At 76.2% G+C, this 17,670-nt stretch carries 13 protein-coding genes; 3 read left to right on the top strand and 10 right to left on the bottom strand.

Going from position 1 to position 17,670, the window contains the following annotated elements; translation table 11 throughout:
- Nucleotides 1–61: 61 nt before the first annotated feature.
- The 10 genes from BLR33_RS28960 to rimP form a co-directional block, all read right to left on the bottom strand.
- Nucleotides 62–976 carry a hypothetical protein gene (locus BLR33_RS28960; RefSeq protein ID WP_093787594.1) on the bottom strand — a complete coding sequence of 305 codons (915 nt, stop codon included), beginning with the start codon at nucleotides 974–976 and terminating at the stop codon, nucleotides 62–64.
- Nucleotides 973–3,381 (bottom strand): PEP/pyruvate-binding domain-containing protein, encoded by a 2,409-nt coding sequence (locus tag BLR33_RS28955; RefSeq protein ID WP_107408930.1) that lies wholly within the window; start codon nucleotides 3,379–3,381, stop codon nucleotides 973–975. The genes BLR33_RS28960 and BLR33_RS28955 overlap by 4 nt, the downstream gene beginning before the upstream one ends.
- 190 nt (nucleotides 3,382–3,571) lie before the next feature.
- Nucleotides 3,572–7,864: a serine protease gene (locus BLR33_RS35380; RefSeq protein WP_093787593.1), complete on the bottom strand. Its 4,293-nt coding sequence runs from the start codon at nucleotides 7,862–7,864 to the stop codon at nucleotides 3,572–3,574.
- Between the two features lie 348 nt (nucleotides 7,865–8,212).
- Complete coding sequence (gene truB / locus BLR33_RS28945; protein ID WP_093787592.1) at nucleotides 8,213–9,109, bottom strand: tRNA pseudouridine(55) synthase TruB; 897 nt, start codon at nucleotides 9,107–9,109, stop codon at nucleotides 8,213–8,215.
- Nucleotides 9,106–9,681 carry a 30S ribosome-binding factor RbfA gene (gene rbfA, locus BLR33_RS28940; protein WP_245771734.1) on the bottom strand — a complete coding sequence of 192 codons (576 nt, stop codon included), beginning with the start codon at nucleotides 9,679–9,681 and terminating at the stop codon, nucleotides 9,106–9,108. The genes truB and rbfA overlap by 4 nt, the downstream gene beginning before the upstream one ends.
- 31 nt (nucleotides 9,682–9,712) lie before the next feature.
- Nucleotides 9,713–10,006 carry a DUF503 domain-containing protein gene (locus BLR33_RS28935; RefSeq protein WP_093787591.1) on the bottom strand — a complete coding sequence of 98 codons (294 nt, stop codon included), beginning with the start codon at nucleotides 10,004–10,006 and terminating at the stop codon, nucleotides 9,713–9,715.
- A gap of 86 nt (nucleotides 10,007–10,092) precedes the next feature.
- Nucleotides 10,093–13,179 carry a translation initiation factor IF-2 gene (gene infB / locus BLR33_RS28930; RefSeq protein ID WP_093787590.1) on the bottom strand — a complete coding sequence of 1,029 codons (3,087 nt, stop codon included), beginning with the start codon at nucleotides 13,177–13,179 and terminating at the stop codon, nucleotides 10,093–10,095.
- 160 nt (nucleotides 13,180–13,339) lie between these two features.
- Complete coding sequence (locus BLR33_RS28925; protein WP_093787589.1) at nucleotides 13,340–13,618, bottom strand: YlxR family protein; 279 nt, start codon at nucleotides 13,616–13,618, stop codon at nucleotides 13,340–13,342.
- Nucleotides 13,619–13,732: 114 nt separating this feature from the next.
- Entirely contained in the window at nucleotides 13,733–14,740 is a 1,008-nt protein-coding gene (nusA, locus tag BLR33_RS28920; protein ID WP_093787588.1) for a transcription termination factor NusA, read from the bottom strand.
- Between the two features lie 2 nt (nucleotides 14,741–14,742).
- Entirely contained in the window at nucleotides 14,743–15,357 is a 615-nt protein-coding gene (gene rimP, locus BLR33_RS28915) for a ribosome maturation factor RimP (protein ID WP_093787587.1), read from the bottom strand.
- A 152-nt stretch (nucleotides 15,358–15,509) separates the two neighbouring features.
- Between rimP and BLR33_RS28910 the strand changes: the two genes are divergently transcribed.
- From BLR33_RS28910 to BLR33_RS28900, 3 genes are read left to right on the top strand one after another with little or no spacing between them, the layout of a single operon-like run.
- Nucleotides 15,510–16,175 (top strand): hypothetical protein, encoded by a 666-nt coding sequence (locus BLR33_RS28910; protein WP_176930573.1) that lies wholly within the window; start codon nucleotides 15,510–15,512, stop codon nucleotides 16,173–16,175.
- Nucleotides 16,172–16,624 carry a ferritin-like domain-containing protein gene (locus BLR33_RS28905; RefSeq protein WP_093787586.1) on the top strand — a complete coding sequence of 151 codons (453 nt, stop codon included), beginning with the start codon at nucleotides 16,172–16,174 and terminating at the stop codon, nucleotides 16,622–16,624. Before BLR33_RS28910 ends, BLR33_RS28905 begins: the two co-directional genes overlap by 4 nt.
- A 43-nt stretch (nucleotides 16,625–16,667) precedes the next feature.
- Nucleotides 16,668–17,612 (top strand): aminoglycoside phosphotransferase family protein, encoded by a 945-nt coding sequence (locus BLR33_RS28900; protein WP_093787585.1) that lies wholly within the window; start codon nucleotides 16,668–16,670, stop codon nucleotides 17,610–17,612.
- The last annotated feature ends 58 nt before the right edge of the window (nucleotides 17,613–17,670 follow it).

Below are 17,670 nucleotides of genomic sequence, written 5' to 3'. Positions count from 1 at the left end.
GCTACCGGGGTGAGGTGAACGCCTCTCGGCGGTGCGGCGGTTGGCACCCGTCGAGGCGGTCTCAGTGCGGCAGTGCGGCCTGCCCGGTGCCGAGGATCTTGGCGCGGACCCGGTTGGCGCTGGCGTCGGTGAGGCACCCGCGCAGCCGCATCGCGTCGTGGGCGCTGAGCGCGGGGCGCACCACCCCGGCGTAGACGCCGTCGGACAGCGAGCCCAGGCTCGCGTCGATGCTGACGCTGGAGGTCGAGCGGCGGCAGCCCTCCCACAGGTCGCGCGCGGCCAGGTCCCGTGCCGCCGGGCCGGCGGCGCCGTGCACCCGGACCTGGAAGACCACGGTGGTGGCGGCAGCGCTGGGCCGGACCTCCTCGCGGGTCTCGGTGGCGTCGGCCAGGGCGTGGACGCCCCAGACGAGCAGGGCGACCGCGGCCACGCTGCCGACCGCGGCCAGCGCCGGGCGCAGTCGGCGGGCGGGCGGCACGGCGGGCCGGTCGTCGGGGCGCGGGACGACGCCGAGTACGCCGCCCGCCGGGGCGGCGAGGGGCGCGAGGCGTCCGGCGAGGTGGCGTTCGGCGCCGGGCCTGGCGGTGGCGGCGGCTATCTTCTGGATCACCCAGGCGACGCCGGACAGGGCGGCGCCGGTGACCATGAGCATGGGGACGAAGACGAAGGTGCGGGTGCCGCCGCTCTCGCGGTGGTCGGTGCCGAGCCAGCGGAAGGGGTGCGGGTTGGCCTGGTCGCGGGAGTGTTCAAGGGTGCGGCGGATCTCGTCGGCGCGGGCGTCGCTGTCGTTGAGCCGCCGCTCCAGCCGCGCCATCCTGCCGAGCAGCAGCGCGCAGACGAGGAAGCCCTCCACGGCCAGCAGCAGCACCCCGCAGAGCACGGCCCGCTGCCACTCCCAGCGGTAGAGGTAGACGACCAGGTAGATGGCGGCCGCGAGGGTGGACAGGCCGCCGAAGAGGTAGCTGACATACCTCATGCCGCCGCCCCCTTGGCCCGCGTGCCCTGCGCCCCACGGGCATCGGCCCCGTCGAGGCCGCCCGTACGGTCACCTGCCGGCGGCGGGCTCGGCAGGGACGCGTCGGGCAGGGGTCCGTTCGGGAGGGACGCGTCCGACAAGAGTCCGTCCGGCGGAGGTCCGCCCGGCAGGGACGCCTCGGGCACGGGTCCGTGAGGCAGGCTCTCGTCCGGCCGGGGTCCGCCCGCGGAGGGCCCGCCTGCCTGTGGTGCGTCCGCCAGGGGACCGCCCGGCAGCGGCTCGGCCTGCGACGACGCCCCCACCGAACCCACCGAGCCCGCCGGCTCCCCCGGCACCGCCCGCACCGCCCCTGTCGCCCCGTCGACGGTGACCACCGTTCCCGGGGCGAACCGCGCGAGCGCCCGCGGCACGCCGACAGCGGTCGGCACCCCGTACTCGCGGGCCAGCACCGCCAGGTGCGACAGCACGCTGCCCGTCTCGGCGACCAGTCCGGCCAGCCCCGGCAGCAGCGGGGCGAGCGCGGGGTCGAGGGTGCCGGTGACCAGCACCGCGCCGGCCGGACGCTCGCCGCGGCCGTCCCACACGGTGCCGGTGCCGTACCCGCCGCCGGCGCCCTGCCCCTCCTGCCCCGCGGCACCGGCGGCCTCGCCGCGGCCCGGCAGCCCGAGGAAGCGGCGGCGCGGCCGGGCGGCGACGGCCTGCGGGCGGCCACCGGCGAGCCGGAACGCGGCAGGCAGCGGCGGGGTCCGCGGCCGCGGTACGCGCTCGGCGAGGTCGGCGGGACGCGCCCCGCCCTCGGCCGAGGTCACCAGCTCGCCCCACCGCAGCAGCGCGATCCGGCCGCGCTCGCCGGCCGCGCACCGCTCGTCCATCCGGATGCCCATCTCGCGCACCATCCGCGCCTGCATCTCCTGCACCCAGCGGATGCGCAGCCGCAGCCCCTCGCGTACCGATAGGAAGCCGATGCCGCGCGGCACCCCGTTCCAGCCGGCCTGCGCGGGCAGGGACGCGGAGCCGTCGAGTGAGGGCGGCACCAGGGCGAGCAGGACGGGGTGGTGGGCGATCAGTTCCTCGTCGGTGCTGCCGCCGTGGCGGCCCTCGGCGAGCACGGCCAGGGCCTCGCCCGCGGCGGTGCTGCCGGTGTCGGTGTCGAGCAGGGCTCCGGCCAGCGACTCCTGGGCGTGCAGCGAGGCCAGCACCTCGCGTCCCCAGGCGACGGCGGACAGCAGTTCGCCGCCGAGCATCTGCCGGGGTTCGGCCAGGTCGTGCAGCTGCTTGTCGACCTCGGCCATCAGGTTGCGGGCCAGCAGCGGCAGCGCGGTGCGCAGCCGGCCCACCCGCCAGGCGGCCGCGGCGCGCCGGGCGCCGGGGGCGGGGTTCATGAAGGTGAGCACGGGGTGCGCGGGTGGCACCGCGCCCAGGAGGCGCAGGTCGGCTGCGGCCCTGCCGTCCACGGTGGTGGCGACCGGCAGGCGGCGCAGCTTGCGGCGGGGCGCGGCGCCGGCGATGTCCAGGGCCAGGGCGAGGCCGCGGTTCATCGGGGCGAGCCACAGGTCCTCCTCCAGCGGCTGCAGGACGCCGGGCAGGGTCTCGGCGACCGGGCCGGGGCCGAGCAGGCGGGCGCCGCGGCGGGGCCGGGCCGCCATGGCGGTGATCGGCCGGGCCTGGAAGAGCCACAGCCGCCCGTCGCCGTCGAAGCCGAACTCGATGTCCTGCGGGGCTCCGTGGACCTTCTCGGTACGGCGGGCCAGGCGCACCAGCCGGTTCAGCCGCTGCCGGCCGAGAGGGCCGCGGCCGCGGGGCAGCGCGGGTTCGGTCCGCAGGAGGCGGCCGTGGCGGGTCAGTTGGTAGCGCACGCCCTGGGTGCTGCCGTCGACCAGCTGGTCGGGGCCGCCGTCCACGGCGCTGACCAGGATGTGGTCGTAGCGGCCCTCGACGGGGTCGGCGCCGAACATCACGCCGCCCGCGGTGGAGCTGAGCATCGGCTGCACCAGGACGGCCATGTCGTGCAGGGGGTCCTCGCCCGCCTCCGCCGCCGGGTCTGCCGCGGAGTCGAGCACCTGCTCCACGGCGGCGGTGAAGGGCTCCCAGCCGCGTACGTCGAGGACGGAGGTGAAGCGGCCGGCCATGGAGGAGGCCTCGGTGTCCTCGTGGACGGAGGAGGACCGCACCACCAAGGGGCGTTCGGCTCCGCCGAGTTGGCGCCAGGCTGCCCGCAGCGCCTGGTGCCCGGCCGGGGCGCGTGGGGCCCGGTCGGACGCCACCAGTACGAAGCCCGGCAGCACGGGCAGGCCGGCCGCCGCGGACCGCGCGAGGTTGGCCGCCTTGGCCCCCACGACGGAGGGGTCTCTCGCGCCCTCCGAGTCCAGAGCTGCGACTGCGAACATTCCGGTGTCGATCGCCATCACCACTCCCTCCGCCGCTACGGGCGGCGGCCGGCGGATCGCGCCGTCCGCAGCCCCGGGGCCGGCGCCCCTCGTCCACGACGCCCATGTACAACGCCGGTTCACCCCGCGGACCTTCCGTCTCCACCGGGGTGACGCACACGTTCCGCCCGGGCCTGGGCTGTTTCCGGCCATCTCGCGGCGCGGTGGGTCAGCCGGTGGACTTCAGGCCCGTGGGTGCCGGAGCGGGCTTGAGCCCCGCGGGCGCGGGGATGGCCGACGTGAGTCCCCGTCTGGCGCTCGGGCCGAGCAGCGACTCCCAGGGGGCGTCGTCGACCCAACTGCGCAGCAGGCGGGCGAAGAACGGGTGGTCGGCGGCGAGGCCGACGACGGTGCGGTCGAAGCGGGTGGCCCCCTCGGGCGTACGGGTCAGCAGCAGGGCGAGGCGGTGCACGAGGTCGCGGGTGAGCAGGGGGTGCCGGGCGGGCGCGCAGCGGGCGGCGGCGCCGAGCAGGGCGGCGAGCACGTCCGGATCACGCTCGAAGTCCAGGGCGGCGTCGAGGAGTTCCTGGCGCAGCGGCCGGGACCGCGCGGTGCCGGGTGCGGCGAGGACGGGCAGCAGCGCGGCCCGCACGGTGGGCGGCTGGTCGCGCAGCAGGGCGGTGGCCCAGGGCAGCACGTGGGCGCGCGTCTCGGGGCCGCCTTCGAGCCGCAGGTCGAGGTAGTGGGCGACGTACGGGGCCGACTCCGGGTGGTGGCGCAGGAGTTGGCGCACGAAGTCGGCGACGCGGTGGGAAAGGGCGGGGTCGCGGATGTCGGCGAGGGCGGCCAGGACGTCCCCGGCGTCGCGCGTGGCCGGGCCCCGGCTACGGGGCGCCGCCGGGGAGTCGGGGGGTGCCGCGCGGCGCCGTACGCCAGGAGTGCGCGCCTCTTCCGCCCGGCGGGCGCGGGGCGCGCCCGTGGACGGGCGCCCGCCGGGCTGGGCGGGGAGCCGCGAGATGTCCGGTTCCGTGCCCTGCCCCGCCTGGAGCCGGGCGCGGAAGGCGTCCAGGACCAGTTCCGGATGGGTGGGCAGCGCCGAGGCCACTGCGGCGGCCTCCAGACCCTGGTCGGCGGCTGCGAACCGCCGCAGGGCGGCGGGCAGGTAGCGCACCCTTGTGGCGGGGTCGCGGACGAGGATGCCCAGGGCGGCGGTGTGCAGGGCCTCGTCCTCGGAGCGGGCCAGGATGGCGAGGGCCGCGTACCGCAGGTGCTCGCGGTCGTCCGCGGACCGGGTGCGGGCGGCGGCCCTGGCCCCGTACACCGCGGCTGCGGTGTGGCGTTCTGGCCGGGCGTCGTGGGCCCAGCGGTCCACCGCGCGGCAGATCGCGCCGGGGGCGTCCTCGGCCAGGGCGCGCAGCACCGTGTCGGCGGCCGGGTGCCCGGCGGCCACCAGCGCCTCGGTCACCGCGTCGGGCGTACGGTCGCACTGGGTGTAGAGCAGCGCCTGGGCGGCGGTGGCCACGGTGAGTGGGCCCATGGCGGGCTCGGCGCCGAACGGGCCGCCCTGCAGCGGCCGGTCGTCACGCAGCCAGCCGCACACCGCCGGCACGCCCACCGCGGGATCGTCGCGCAGCAGCCGGGCCACGGCGGTCAGGAAGCGCTCGCCGCCGGGCTCGCCGTGGGCCACCTGAGCCGTGCCATGCCCAGAACGGCTGGCACTACCGAGAGCGCCGCTACCGCCGAGGGCACCGGCACCGCCGAGCGCGCCAGTGCGACTGAGGCCGCCGGCGCCGCCGGAAGCACCCGCCGCACCCGAACCCGCAGCGCCTGCCCCCGAACCCCCGGCACCGGCGAGAGCGCCCGCCGCACCCGGGGCACCGTGACCGCCGGGTGGCGCGTCCGCGGGCAGCAGCAGCCGCAGCAGGTCCAGCCGTTCGGCCGCGGGCAGCGGCAGCCGGCGCCAGAACCAGGGCCCGAACGCCGCCAGCCCGCCCAGGGGTTCGCGCGCGAAGCCGCCCGCCGCCACGGACCGTACGACGATGCTCCCGGCCAGCGCCCGCAGCGTCTCGCGGTAAGGGCGCGCGTCCGGCGCGGCCAGCACCGCCTCCCGCAGCAGATGCGCCGCCCACCACTGCGCCTCCCTGCGCCTGAGGGTGGCCACGGGGGACTCCCCCGGCCGTAGGTCGGCCGTCGTACGGGGCATCGGCACCGTCTCCGTGTCGAGGTCCCCGTCCGGCTCGGGGGCCGCCACGGGCCCCACGCGCCGGGGCACGGGCGCCCTGGGCGGCGGGGCACCGCACTCCAGTGCCTCGGCAAGGGCTCGCAGATGGACGGCCCGGGCGGGCTCGGGCGCGGCCCGCAGCGCCTGGACGACCGGGCCCGCCCGGTGCCGCGGTACGGGCAGCGAGCGCGGGTACGCGGCCGGGGCGACGGGCGGTGCCGCGGGCACCGGCGGCGGGTGGCCGGCCCGGCCGCCGGGACGCGACGGGAGCCGTACGGGGGCCTCGCCGCCGGGCGCGGGCGGGGCGGGGCGGCCCGCGGCTGGGGTCCAGCGGTGGACGAGGGCGTGCAGGGCGGTGGGCAGGTCGAGGTGGAGGGACTGCAGCCAGTCGGCGAACTCCTCGTGGGCGAACCGGTATCCGGCACCCGCCGGCACCAGCAGCCCCTCGCCCAGGACGGCCGCCGCCCACCCGGTACGCCACGGGAACAGCGCCTCGAACGCCTCGCGGTCCACCTCCCCCTGTCCCGGCCCCAGGCAGTGCCGTGCCGCCTCGTGCACCCGACCGGCGACCCGCGCGGCCAGCCGCCGCACGCCCGGCCCCGTCTCGGGCGGCACCGCTCCTGCCGCCAGCCGCGTGGCGATCCGCAGGCTCACCAGGTCCAGGTACGCGCCGAAGATCTCGCCGCGGCTCGGCGCCTCCTCCCCCGGCGCGGCGGATCCGGCCGACACGACAGCGCGCCCGAAGTCCTCCGTGGCGCCGCCGGCCCCTCCCGCACCGCGGGCCCCTACGAAGCCGCCTTCCACTGGCGCCGCGCCTTCCACCCGTACGCCGCCGACCGGTTCCTCCCCCGGCGGCGCCGCCGCCGTCTCCCCCACCGCCCGCCGCACCTCCGCCAGCAGCCGCAGCGTCAGCGGATGCCGCGCGTCCTCCTCACGGACGGACCCTTCGGGCAGGCCGTAGCGGGCCCGGGCCAGCGCGGCCTCGCCCGGCCGCAGGTCGCCCAGGCGCACGCACGGCGGCAGCGGCCGCCCGCCGGGCGCCCTCGTCCCGTACAGCATCTCCGGTGGCAGCAACTCCCCCATCTGCTCCCACAGTTCGGGACGGCAGCCGAGGACGAGCCGGACACCGGCGGTGTGCAGCCAGGCGGCGGTGCGGGCGGTCCACTCGGGCAGGTCGTGGGCGAGGACGGGCGGCATCTCCTCGGGCGCGTCCAGGACGACGGTCAGCGGACGCCCGCACCTGCGGGCGAGCCCGGCCACGGCGTCGGACAGCCCGTGCGCCCCGCTGGGCACGAGGCCGCCGGCGCCGACGGTGCGGGCGGCATCGCGCAGCGAGCGTTCGACGGCGTCCCGCACACTGCCGTCGCCCGGGCGCAGTTCGGCGCCACGCACCCATACGGTGGGCGCCTGCCGGGGGCCGCGGGTGCGCTGCAGCGCGAAGGCGGCCAGCTCGGTGGTGCGGCCGCTGCCGGGCTCCCCGGTGAGGGCGAGGACGAGCGGGGCGGCCGGACCCTGGTCCTCCAGGAAGGCGGCCAGGGCTTCGGCGGGGCCGGGCCGGGTGACGGGTTCCCGCCAGGGGCCGGCCGCCGGGGTGCCCACGGAGGCGGCGGTCAGGCACAGCGCCCCGGCGAGGTTCAGATGCGGGCCGTGGGCGGGCACGGTGGCCGCGTTGCGCGCGAGCACCTCGGCAAGAGGTCCGCCACCCTCGTCGGTACGCAGCGGAACCGCGAGCGCGGCGCTGCGGTGGCCGGAGTGCAGGGCGGTGACGATGACGCCGAGCACGGCTCCGGTGGCGGCGTCGGCGACGGGTGCGCCGGAGGCGGGAGAGGGGACGCCTTGGGCGCCCGCGGCCGTGAGGCCGGCGCCGTCGAGGGCGAGTGCGTAGACCTCGTCCAGCAGGTGGAAGCGGTCGGTGGCGGTGTAGGTGGCGCCGCAGGTGCCGGTCACGGTGCCGTCGACCGGCTGGGGCAGCCGCAGCCGCACCCTGCCCTCGGGATGCGCGGGTCCGGCGGGGGCGATCGGCAGCGCGGGGACGTCGAGCCCCACCGTGGCGACCAGGGCGAGGCCGTACGCGGGCAGCGGGGTCACCGCCTCGGCCTCCACCAGGCACACCTGGTCCCCGGGGGCGTGCAGCACCAGCCGCGCGAGCCCGTCGACGGCCTCGTGGCTGGTGACCAGCGTGCCCTCGGCGTCCGCGAGGAAGCCGGTGCCGCGCGGGCGTCCGGCCAGGTCGCAGACCCGGATCAGCGGGCTGCCGCCCGTACCACCGCGTACGCCCCCAGGCGTCCGTGCCCCACCCATCCCCGACCTCCCCCGTGCCCAGCGCACCGGAAGCGCCCCGTTTCGTCCCGCTTCGGCGGTACTTCGACGGTAGGTGACCGGTGATCGTTCGCACAGGGTGAATACCGAACGCGCCCCTCTGCGCCCCCCTGCTTCACTCCGAGCGCCCGCCCATTGGAGTGATTTCCGGGCGGGAAGTGGATAGGTACAGGTCAGGGGGGTGGAGGGGATCGTGGGGCGGGGCTGTTCAGGGGACAGACGGCCCCGCTGCACGGTCACGGCGCGTGTCCGCCGCAGACGGCACGCGGCAGCCCGCAAGCCGGACCGACCGGGAGCAGCCCGAGGCAGCCGAAGCAGGCGGGAGAACGGCTAGGACGCGAAGCCCGCCACGATCCGCGCCTTGCCCCCCTCGTCCTCCACCAGCGCCACCAGGCGCCCCTCGGGGTCGAAGGCGGCGTGCGGGCCCGCTCCGAGCGCGGGCGTCGCGATGCGCACGCCGTTGGCGAGCAGCCGGGCCCCGTCGGCGGGCACGTCCCACCGCGGGAAGGCCGCCGCGGCCGCCTGCTCGATCGGCAGCACCGCGAAGGACTCCTCCAGCTGCTCCAGGGTGCGCGCGGCCGCCAGGTCGTACGGCCCCACCCGGGTGCGGCGCAGCGCGGTGAGGTGGCCGCCGACACCGAGGCCGGCGCCCAGGTCCCGGGCAAGCGCCCGGATGTAGGTGCCCGAGGAGCAGACCACGGTGACGTCCAGGTCCAGCACCTCGGGCGCGTCCTGCGGCGTCCGCATTTCGTGCACGGTGAACGAACGGACCGTCACCGGGCGGGCGGCCAGTTCGAAGTCCTCGCCCTCGCGCACCCGGGTGTAGGAGCGCACCCCGCCGACCTTGATGGCGCTGACCTTCGAGGGCACCTGCTCGATCGGCCCGGTCAGCGCGGCGACCCCCGCGTCCACCTGGGCGCGAGTGATCCCGGCCGCCGGCGCGGCGGAGGTGACCTCGCCCTCGGCGTCGTCGGTGACCGTGGCCTGGCCGAGCCGGATGGTGGCGGTGTACTCCTTCTCGGTGAGGGCGAGGTGGCCGAGCAGCCGGGTCGCCTTCTCCACACCGATGACGAGCACGCCCGTCGCCATGGGGTCCAGGGTCCCGGCGTGCCCGACCCGCCGGGTCCCGGCGAGCCGGCGCAGCCGGGAGACGACGCCGTGGGAGGTGAGCCCCGCGGGCTTGTCGACGATGACGAGGCCGGAGGGTCCGGTGGAACGGGGGCTCATGCGCGCGCGGGACCGTCCTCGCCGGACTCCGAGGCATCTGAGGCATCCGAGGACGTCCCGGAAGCTCCGTCCGGGGCGCCCGCCACCTCGTCCTCGCCGTCCTCGCCGTCCTCGCCGTCCTCGCCGTCCACGCCGTCCACGTCATCGGCTTCGTCCGCGGGCTTGCGGTACGGGTCGGCGTCGCCGGCGTACTGCGCGTCCGTGGCGGCCTTGCGGACCTCCTCGTCGGCCGCACGGGCCTTGGCGAGCAGGTCGTCGATGGTGCGGGCGTTGTCGGGCAGGGCGTCGGCGACGAAGGCCAGGGTGGGCGTGAAGCGCACACCGGTCTGCCGGCCGACCTCGGAGCGCAGCACCCCCTTGGCGCTCTCCAGCGCGGCCGCGGAGGCGGCGCGCTCCTCGTCGTCCCCGTAGACGGTGTAGAAGACCGTCGCCTCCCGCAGGTCACCGGTGACCCTGGTGTCGGTGATCGTCACGTAGCCCAGCCGCGGGTCCTTGATCCGGCGCTGCAGGGTCTCGGCGACCACGACCCGGATGCGGTCCGCCAGCTTGCGCGCCCGCGCGGTGTCGGTCATCGTCTTCTCTCTCTTCGTCCTCGGTGGTGGATCAGTCGTCGTCGCCGTGGATGCGCTGCCGGGCCGACAGCAGCTCCACCTCGGGCCGGGCGACCATCCAGCGCTCGCACCGGTCCAGGACGTCCTTGACGTGTGCCAGTTCCCCCGACACCACCGCTATTCCTATCTCGGCCCTGCGGTAGAGGTCCTGGCCGCCGGTCTCGGCCACGCTGACCGCGAATTTGCGGTGCAGCTCGGCGACGATCGGGCGGACGACGGACCGCTTCTCCTTCAGCGACCGTACGTCGCCCAGGAGCAGGTCGAAACGCAAAGTACCCGCGTACATGTCTCGACGGTACAGGCGACGGCCGGGGCCGATCGACGGATTTACTCCGCCGACCGGCCCCGGGAAGCGCCCGTGCGGGATGCGGGTCAGCCGCGCGGCTTCTCGCGCATCTCGTAGGTGGCGATGACGTCGTCGATCTTGATGTCGTTGTAGTTGCCGAGGTTGATACCGCCCTCGTAACCCTCACGAATCTCGGTGACGTCGTCCTTGAACCGGCGCAGGCCCTCGATGGTGAGGTTCTCCGCGATGACCTTGTTGTCGCGGAGCAGGCGGGCCTTGGTGTTGCGCCGGACCTCGCCGGAGCGCACCAGCACACCGGCGATGTTGCCGAGCTTGGAGGAGCGGAAGACCTCGCGGATCTCGGCGGTGCCGAGCTCCACCTCCTCGTACTCCGGCTTCAGCATGCCCTTCAGGGCCGCCTCGATCTCCTCGATGGCCTGGTAGATCACCGAGTAGTAGCGCACGTCCACGCCCTCGCGCTCGGCCATCTGCGTGGCACGCCCCGCGGCGCGCACGTTGAAGCCGATCACGATCGCGTCGGAGCCGGTCGCCAGGTCGATGTCCGACTCGGTGACCGCACCCACGCCGCGGTGCAGCACGCGGATGTCGACCTCCTCGCCGACGTCGAGCTGCATGAGCGAGGACTCCAGGGCCTCGACCGAACCGGACGCGTCGCCCTTGATGATGAGGTTGAGTTCCTGCACCTCACCGGCCTTGAGCGCCTCGTCCAGGTTCTCCAGCGAGAACCTGCGGCCCTTGCGGGCGAACGCCGCGTTCCGCTCGCGGGCGGCACGCTTCTCGGCGATCTGGCGGGCGGTGCGGTCCTCGTCCACGACGAGGAAGTTGTCGCCCGCGCCCGGCACGTTGGTCAGACCGAGCACCAGCACCGGAGTCGAGGGCAGTGCCTCCTCCACGTTGGCGCCGCTGTCGTCCAGCAGCGCCCGGACCCGGCCGTACGCGTCGCCGACCACCATGGTGTCGCCGACCCGCAGGGTGCCGCGCTGGACCAGGACGGTCGCCACGGCGCCACGCCCGCGGTCCAGGTGCGCCTCGATCGCGATGCCCTGCGCGTCCTGCTCGGGGTTGGCCCGCAGGTCGAGCGAGGCGTCCGCGGTGAGGACCACGGCCTCCAGCAGCTGGTCGATGTTGAGCCCCTGCTTGGCGGAGATGTCGACGAACATCGTGTCGCCGCCGTACTCCTCGGCGACCAGGCCGAACTCGGTGAGCTGGCCGCGCACCTTCGTCGGGTCGGCGCCCTCGACGTCGATCTTGTTGACCGCCACCACGATCGGCACGTCGGCCGCCTTGGCGTGGTTGAGCGCCTCGATGGTCTGCGGCATCACACCGTCGTTCGCCGCGACCACCAGGATCGCGATGTCGGTGGACTTCGCACCGCGGGCACGCATGGCGGTGAACGCCTCGTGACCGGGGGTGTCGATGAAGGTGATGCGGCGCTCCTCGCCGTTGACCTCCGTCGCCACCTGGTAGGCGCCGATGTGCTGGGTGATGCCGCCGGCCTCGCCCGCGACCACGTTGGTCTTGCGGATCGCGTCGAGCAGGCGGGTCTTGCCGTGGTCGACGTGGCCCATGACGGTGACCACCGGCGGCCGCGGCTGCAGGGCCTCCTCGCCGCCCTCGTCCTCGCCGAACTCGATGTCGAAGGACTCGAGCAGCTCGCGGTCCTCCTCCTCCGGGCTGACGATCTCCAGCACGTAGTTCATCTCGTCGGCGAGCAGCTCCAGGGTGGAGTCCGACACCGACTGGGTGGCCGTGACCATCTCGCCGAGGTTGAGCATCACCTGGACGAGCGACGCCGGGTTGGCGTTGATCTTCTCGGCGAAGTCGGTGAGGGAGGCACCGCGCGACAGGCGCACGGTCTGGCCGTTGCCGCGGGGCAGCAGCACACCGCCCACGGACGGGGCCTGCATGGCCTCGTACTCCTGGCGGCGCTGCCGCTTGCTCTTGCGCCCGCGGGCCGGACGGCCACCGGGGCCGCGACCGAAGGCACCCTGCGTTCCGCCACGGCCGCCGGGGCCGCCGGGACGGCCGCCGAAGCCACCGCCGGGACGGCCGCCGAAGCCGCCACCGCCGCCGCCGGGGGCACCGCCACCGGGACGCGGGCCGCCGAAGCCGCCGCCACCGCCGCCCGGACGGCCACCGCCGCCGGGACCCGCGGGACGGCCGGCGAAGCCGCCGCCACCCGGACGCCCGCCCGGACCGCCGGGACGGCCACCGGGACCGCCGGGACGGCCGCCGGGACCACCCGGACGGCCGCCGGGACCGCCGGAGGGACGCTGCGGCATCATGCCCGGGTTCGGGCGCGGGCCGGAGGACTGGGGACGCGGCATGCCGCCCGGAGTCGGACGGGCACCGCCGGGACCGGCCTGGCCGCCGGGGGCACCCGGACGGGGCGCGCCACCGGGACGCGGGGCGCCCTGGCCGGGAGCGGCCGGACGCGGGGCACCGCCCTGGCCGCCGCCGGGACGCGGCGCGCCACCGGGGCGCGGCATGCCGGTGGAGCCGGACGTGAAGGGGTTGTTGCCCGGGCGCGGGCCCGCGGGACGCGGGGCGCCGGGACGGGGACCGCCCTGGCCGGGAGCCGGACGGGAGCCGCCGGAGCGCTGGCCGCCGTCACGCTGGCCGTCGCGCTGACCGGCGCCCTGGCCGCCGGCCGGACGGGCCGGGCGCGGGCCGGGGGTGGTGCCGGGACGCGGCGCCGACGACGGCGGCGCGGCGGGCGGGGCCTGGAACTCGGCGGCCGGCACGGGCGCGGCCGGCGCGGGCCGCGGGGCCGGAGCCGGACGGGGCCCGGGACGCGGACCGGACGCCGGCGCGGAGCCGCCGTTCGGGGCGGCCGGGGTGCCGGGCTTGGGCGCCGGCGCCGGGGCAGCAGGACGCGCCGGCCCCGGGGTCGGGCCCGGCGTCGGGGCGCTCCCGCGGCCGGCCACGGGAGAGGGCGCCGCCTTGCGCGGCGCGGACGGCTTCGCAGCGGTCTTTCCGGCGCCACCGCCGGAGGATCCCTGGAAAGCGTCGGTCAGTTTGCGGACAACCGGCGCCTCGATCGTCGAGGACGCCGAACGGACGAATTCGCCGAGTTCCTGGAGCTTGGCCATGACGACCTTGCTCTCGACTCCCATCTCCTTGGCGAGTTCGTATACCCGGACCTTAGCCACTTCGCTCCTTTTAGGTCCGGGGTGATCGTCCGCCGGACCGTCGCTACTTCATGGGCGTACTCATCGCGTACTCATCGAGTGCTCATCGCAATCTCGACCTACTTCCATCTCGCGAGGTACCTGACCGCACGGGCTGTCCCGTGCCGTACTTCTTTCCTTCTTACGGTGCCGCCTGCTCGACGTACCGGAGCAACTCCGCGGTGTCGGGTGTCACCGGTCCCCTGAAGGCCCGGGCGAACGCCCGACGGCGGACCGCCAGGTCGAGGCAGGCGAGGGCGGGATGCAGATACGCACCCCGACCGGGCAGCGTACCGCGAAGATCGGGGACGCACGCGCCCCCGCTCACCGCCACACGCAGCAGATCGCTCTTGGCCGCGCGCCGACGGCATCCGATGCACGTTCGCTCCGGGCATGCTGATGTCGGCGTCCGACCAGACACGACCAAGTCTACCTCCCCGCGCCGACCTCACTCCTTCGAGTGGGTCAACGGACGGTTGTTCGTCCGGAATCAGGCCCCGGCGGCCGCCGGAACCTCAGCAGAAGCTCAAGAACGTCAGTCCTGCCGCTGATCCTGCCGCTGGTCCTGCTGCTCGGTGTCGGGGCGGATGTCGATGCGCCAGCCGGTGAGCCGGGCGGCCAGCCGGGCGTTCTGCCCCTCCTTGCCGATCGCCAGCGAGAGCTGGTAGTCGGGCACCGTCACCCGGGCGGACCGGGCTGCGGCGTCGACCACCTCGACCTTGGCGACACGGGCCGGGGAGAGCGCGTGGGCGACCATCTCCGCCGGGTCGTCCGACCAGTCGACGATGTCGATCTTCTCGCCGCCCAGCTCGGCCATCACCGCGCGCACCCGGGCGCCCATGGGGCCGATGCACGCGCCCTTGGCGTTCAGGCCCGAGCGGGTGGAGCGGACCGCGATCTTGGTGCGGTGGCCGGCCTCGCGGGCGATGGCCTCGATCAGCACCGAGCCGTCGGCGATCTCCGGAACCTCCAGGGCGAAGAGCTTGCGCACCAGGTTGGGGTGGGTGCGCGAGAGGGTCACCGAGGGGCCGCGCACGCCCTTGACCACCCGCACCACGTAGGCGCGCAGCCGGGTGCCGTGGGCGTAGTCCTCGCCGGGCACCTGCTCCTGCACCGGCAGGATCGCCTCCAGCTTGCCGATGTCGACCAGCACGTTCTTGGGGTCCTTGCCCTGCTGGACCACCCCGGTGACGATGTCGCCCTCCCGCCCCGCGTACTCGCCGAAGGTGACGTCGTCCTCGGCGTCGCGCAGCCGCTGCAGGATGACCTGCTTGGCGGTGGAGGCGGCGATCCGGCCGAAACCGCTCGGCGTGTCGTCGAACTCGCGCGGCTCGGCGCCCTCGCCGGCCTCCTCGGGGTCCTCGGTCGCCCAGACGGTGACGTGGCCGGAGGTGCGGTCCAGCTCCACCCGGGCCCGGCGGTGGCTGCCCGGCTCGCGGTGGTAGGCGATCAGCAGCGCCGACTCGATGGCCTCGACCAGCAGGTCGAACGAGATCTGCCGCTCGGTCACCAAGCCCCGCAGGGCCTTCATGTCGATGTCCACGGCTACGCCTCCTCGCTGCTGCGGCCGGCACCGGGCTCGGCGCCCAGGTCCCCGGCGGTGTCGTCGTCGGCCCCGGTGTCCGTCTGCGGGTCGGCGCCGGTGTCGAGGTCGGTGTCGGTGTCGGCCGCTTGCTCGCCGTCGGCCTTGCGGTTGAACTCGACCTCGACCCTGGCCGCGGTGATCTCGGCGAACTCCGCGCGGTCGGGCTTGGGCCGGCGGCCCTTGACGCCGGGCACCTCCAGGTCCAGGCCGGTGTCGTCCACCGTCATGATCCGCGCGATCAGCTCGCCGCGCTCCTTGAGCCGCAGCTTGACCAGCCGGCCGGTGTTGCGGCGGAAGTGTCGCGGCTCGGTGAGCGGGCGGTCGGTGCCAGGGGAGGTCACCTCCAGCACGTACTCGGCCTCGCCCATGGCGCCGGAGTCGTCCAGCGCCTGGGACAGCGCGCGGCTCAGCTCGGCCACGGCGTCCAGCTGCACGCCGTCCTCGGCGTCCACGACCACCAGCAGCTGCCGCCGGCTGCCGGCCGCGGTCACCTTGACCTCTTCCAGCTCAAGTCCGGCCTTGCCGACGAGCGGCTCTAGCAGCGCGCGCAGCCTCTCGCTCTGGGTGGTGCTCATCCGGGTGACTCCTCGGCCGCGTCTGCTGTTGTCATGGAAGGTCGCGTGTATTCCCGACTTTACCCGAGCGGCGGGCCCGGGGTTCGCCACCTGGCGGCGGGTGCCGCCGGGCCCCCCGCGGGCGGCCCGCGGCCACGCAATACACTCCCGCCATGATCCCGAAGGTGACCCGCCGTAGCGCCGTGGCCCTGGCGACCGCGGGCCTGGTGGCAGGGTGCTCGGGCGGCGGCGGTACGGCCTCGGGCGCCTCCAAGGCGGCCGACCCGGGAGCGGCGGTGCGCGCCCGGGCCGCGCGGGACAGCACGGCCCTGGCCGCCAGGTACGACGCCGTCGCCGCTGTCCACCCGGCCCTCGCCGAGCGGCTCGCGCCCCTGCGCGCGGACACCGTCAGCCATGTGCGCGCCTTCGGCGGCAAGGCACCTGGCACCCTTGGCGGCGGATCCGCCGCCAAGGCGACGGGCCTGGCCTCCCAGGTGCCCGACACCAAGAACAAGGCGCTCGCCTGGCTGGCCGCCGCCGAGAAGTCCCTCGCCGACCGCAGGTCCGCCGCGCTCCTCGACGCCCCGGGCGACCTGGCCCGCCTCCTCGCCTCGGTGGCCGCCTCGGGCGCGGGCCACGTGGCGCTCCTGGGCCCGCGCCAGGACGCGGCGGCGAACACCGGCACCGGTACCCCTCCGGGGTCCACGGACGACGGTACGGGCGCGGCAGCAGGCACGGACGGCGGAACCGGTACGGACGACGGCGCGGGGACCCCCGCGACGCCCGGCACGGACACCGGCACAGGTGGCAGCACCGGCAGCGAGGACGGCGGGGTATGAGCACCAGCAGCACGGCCGCCGCCAAGGGCGCGACCCCTGTCGTGGCCGCCGCCCAGGCGGCACTCGCGGCCGAGCATGCGGCGGTCTACGGCTACGGCGTGGTCGGCGGGCGGGTCGCCCTCGCGCGGCAGTCCGAGGCGCAGCAAGCGTACGACGCGCACCGCGCCGCCAGGGACGCGATGGCCCGTACGGTGGCCGACCTGGGCGCGGTGCCGGTGGCGGCCGACGCCGGGTACGCGCTGCCCTTCCCGGTGAAGGGACCGGCCGACGCGGTCCGGCTGGCCGCCTTCCTGGAGGAGCGGGTGGCCGGCGCCTACGGCGATCTGGTGGCGGCGTCCATAGGCGGCATACGGCGGGACGCGGCCGGCGCGCTGCGCGCGGCGGCGGTGCGTGCCGTGCGGTGGAGCGGCGAAAGCGTAGCCTTCCCCGGGTCGGCGCAGAAGGGCTGACCGCCTTGCCGACCCGGCACGACCACGGAGGGAGCCCCACCAGATGGCCTCAGCTGCACAGGACGGCCGCTCCGGGGGCGTACCGCTGGAGCCGCCCGAGCGGCTGGCGCGCACCGTCGCCGCCTGGGAGGGCGAGGCCGGGCGGGCGTGGCTGGCTGCACTGCCGGACACCGTGGCGGACCGTCTGGAGCGCTGGGGGCTGACCGCCGAGCGGGTCCTCGCGCCGGGCGGGCAGATCAGCATGGTCGTGCTGGTCCGAACGGAGGACGGCACGCCCGTGGTCCTCAAGGCGGGGATGGTCACCCGGGAGAGCGCCCAGGAGCACGCCGCCCTGGCGCACTGGGACGGCAGGGGCGCGGCGCGGCTGCTGCGGGCCGACCCCGAGGCCGGGGTGCTGCTGCTGGAGCGGCTGCACGCGGATGTCTCGCTGCGCTCGCTCGCTGAGCCCAAGGCGATGCTGGAGGCCGCCGAGGTGGTGCGGCGGCTGTGGGTGCCGCCCGCCGAGGGGCACCCCTTCACGAGTGTGGCCGCCCGCACCGCCGCCCTCGCGGAGCTGCTGCGCGAGCGCCGCGGGCAGCCGTGGGCGGCCGACGCGCGTCCCTTGGTGGACGAGGCGCTGGAGCTGCACGCGGCCCTGGTGGCCGACCCGCCGGAGGAGGTGCTGCTGCACGGCGACTACCACCACGGCAATGTGCTGGCCGGTGACCGGATGCCGTGGCTGGCCATCGACCCCAAGCCGCTGGTGGGCGAGCGGGCCTACGACCTGGCGTGGCTCGCCCGGGACCGCCTCGCCACCCTGGTGGCGCGCCCGGGGTCGCGCTCGGCGGCCCTGCGCCGGGTGCGCTCGCTCGCGGAGTCGCTGGAGGTGCCGGTCGAACGGCTGCGCGGCTGGGCGGTGTTCCGGGCCGTGGAGGCCGGGCTGTGGTACCTGTCGGTGGGTGGCCGTGAGGACGGCGAGCTGCTGCTGGAGTTCGCCGGCTGGCTGTGAGCCGCGGGCCGCGCCCCTCGGGGCCGGGTGCCAGCCGCTCACGTCGGCCGAAGCCCGC

This window comes from Actinacidiphila guanduensis (assembly GCF_900103985.1).
GTDB lineage: Bacteria > Actinomycetota > Actinomycetes > Streptomycetales > Streptomycetaceae > Actinacidiphila > Actinacidiphila guanduensis.
This window is presented reverse-complemented; position numbering and strand designations above follow the sequence as displayed.

Coding starts and splice junctions, on each gene's coding strand:
- truB (WP_093787592.1), bottom strand. CDS start 9,109: ATGAGCCCCCGTTCCACCGGACCCTCCGGCCTCGTCATCGTCGACAAG.
- BLR33_RS28900 (WP_093787585.1), top strand. CDS start 16,668: ATGGCCTCAGCTGCACAGGACGGCCGCTCCGGGGGCGTACCGCTGGAG.
- rbfA (WP_245771734.1), bottom strand. CDS start 9,681: ATGACCGACACCGCGCGGGCGCGCAAGCTGGCGGACCGCATCCGGGTC.
- BLR33_RS28960 (WP_093787594.1), bottom strand. CDS start 976: ATGAGGTATGTCAGCTACCTCTTCGGCGGCCTGTCCACCCTCGCGGCC.
- rimP (WP_093787587.1), bottom strand. CDS start 15,357: ATGAGCACCACCCAGAGCGAGAGGCTGCGCGCGCTGCTAGAGCCGCTC.
- BLR33_RS28935 (WP_093787591.1), bottom strand. CDS start 10,006: ATGTACGCGGGTACTTTGCGTTTCGACCTGCTCCTGGGCGACGTACGG.
- BLR33_RS28955 (WP_107408930.1), bottom strand. CDS start 3,381: ATGGCGATCGACACCGGAATGTTCGCAGTCGCAGCTCTGGACTCGGAG.
- BLR33_RS28910 (WP_176930573.1), top strand. CDS start 15,510: ATGATCCCGAAGGTGACCCGCCGTAGCGCCGTGGCCCTGGCGACCGCG.
- BLR33_RS35380 (WP_093787593.1), bottom strand. CDS start 7,864: ATGGGTGGGGCACGGACGCCTGGGGGCGTACGCGGTGGTACGGGCGGC.
- BLR33_RS28905 (WP_093787586.1), top strand. CDS start 16,172: ATGAGCACCAGCAGCACGGCCGCCGCCAAGGGCGCGACCCCTGTCGTG.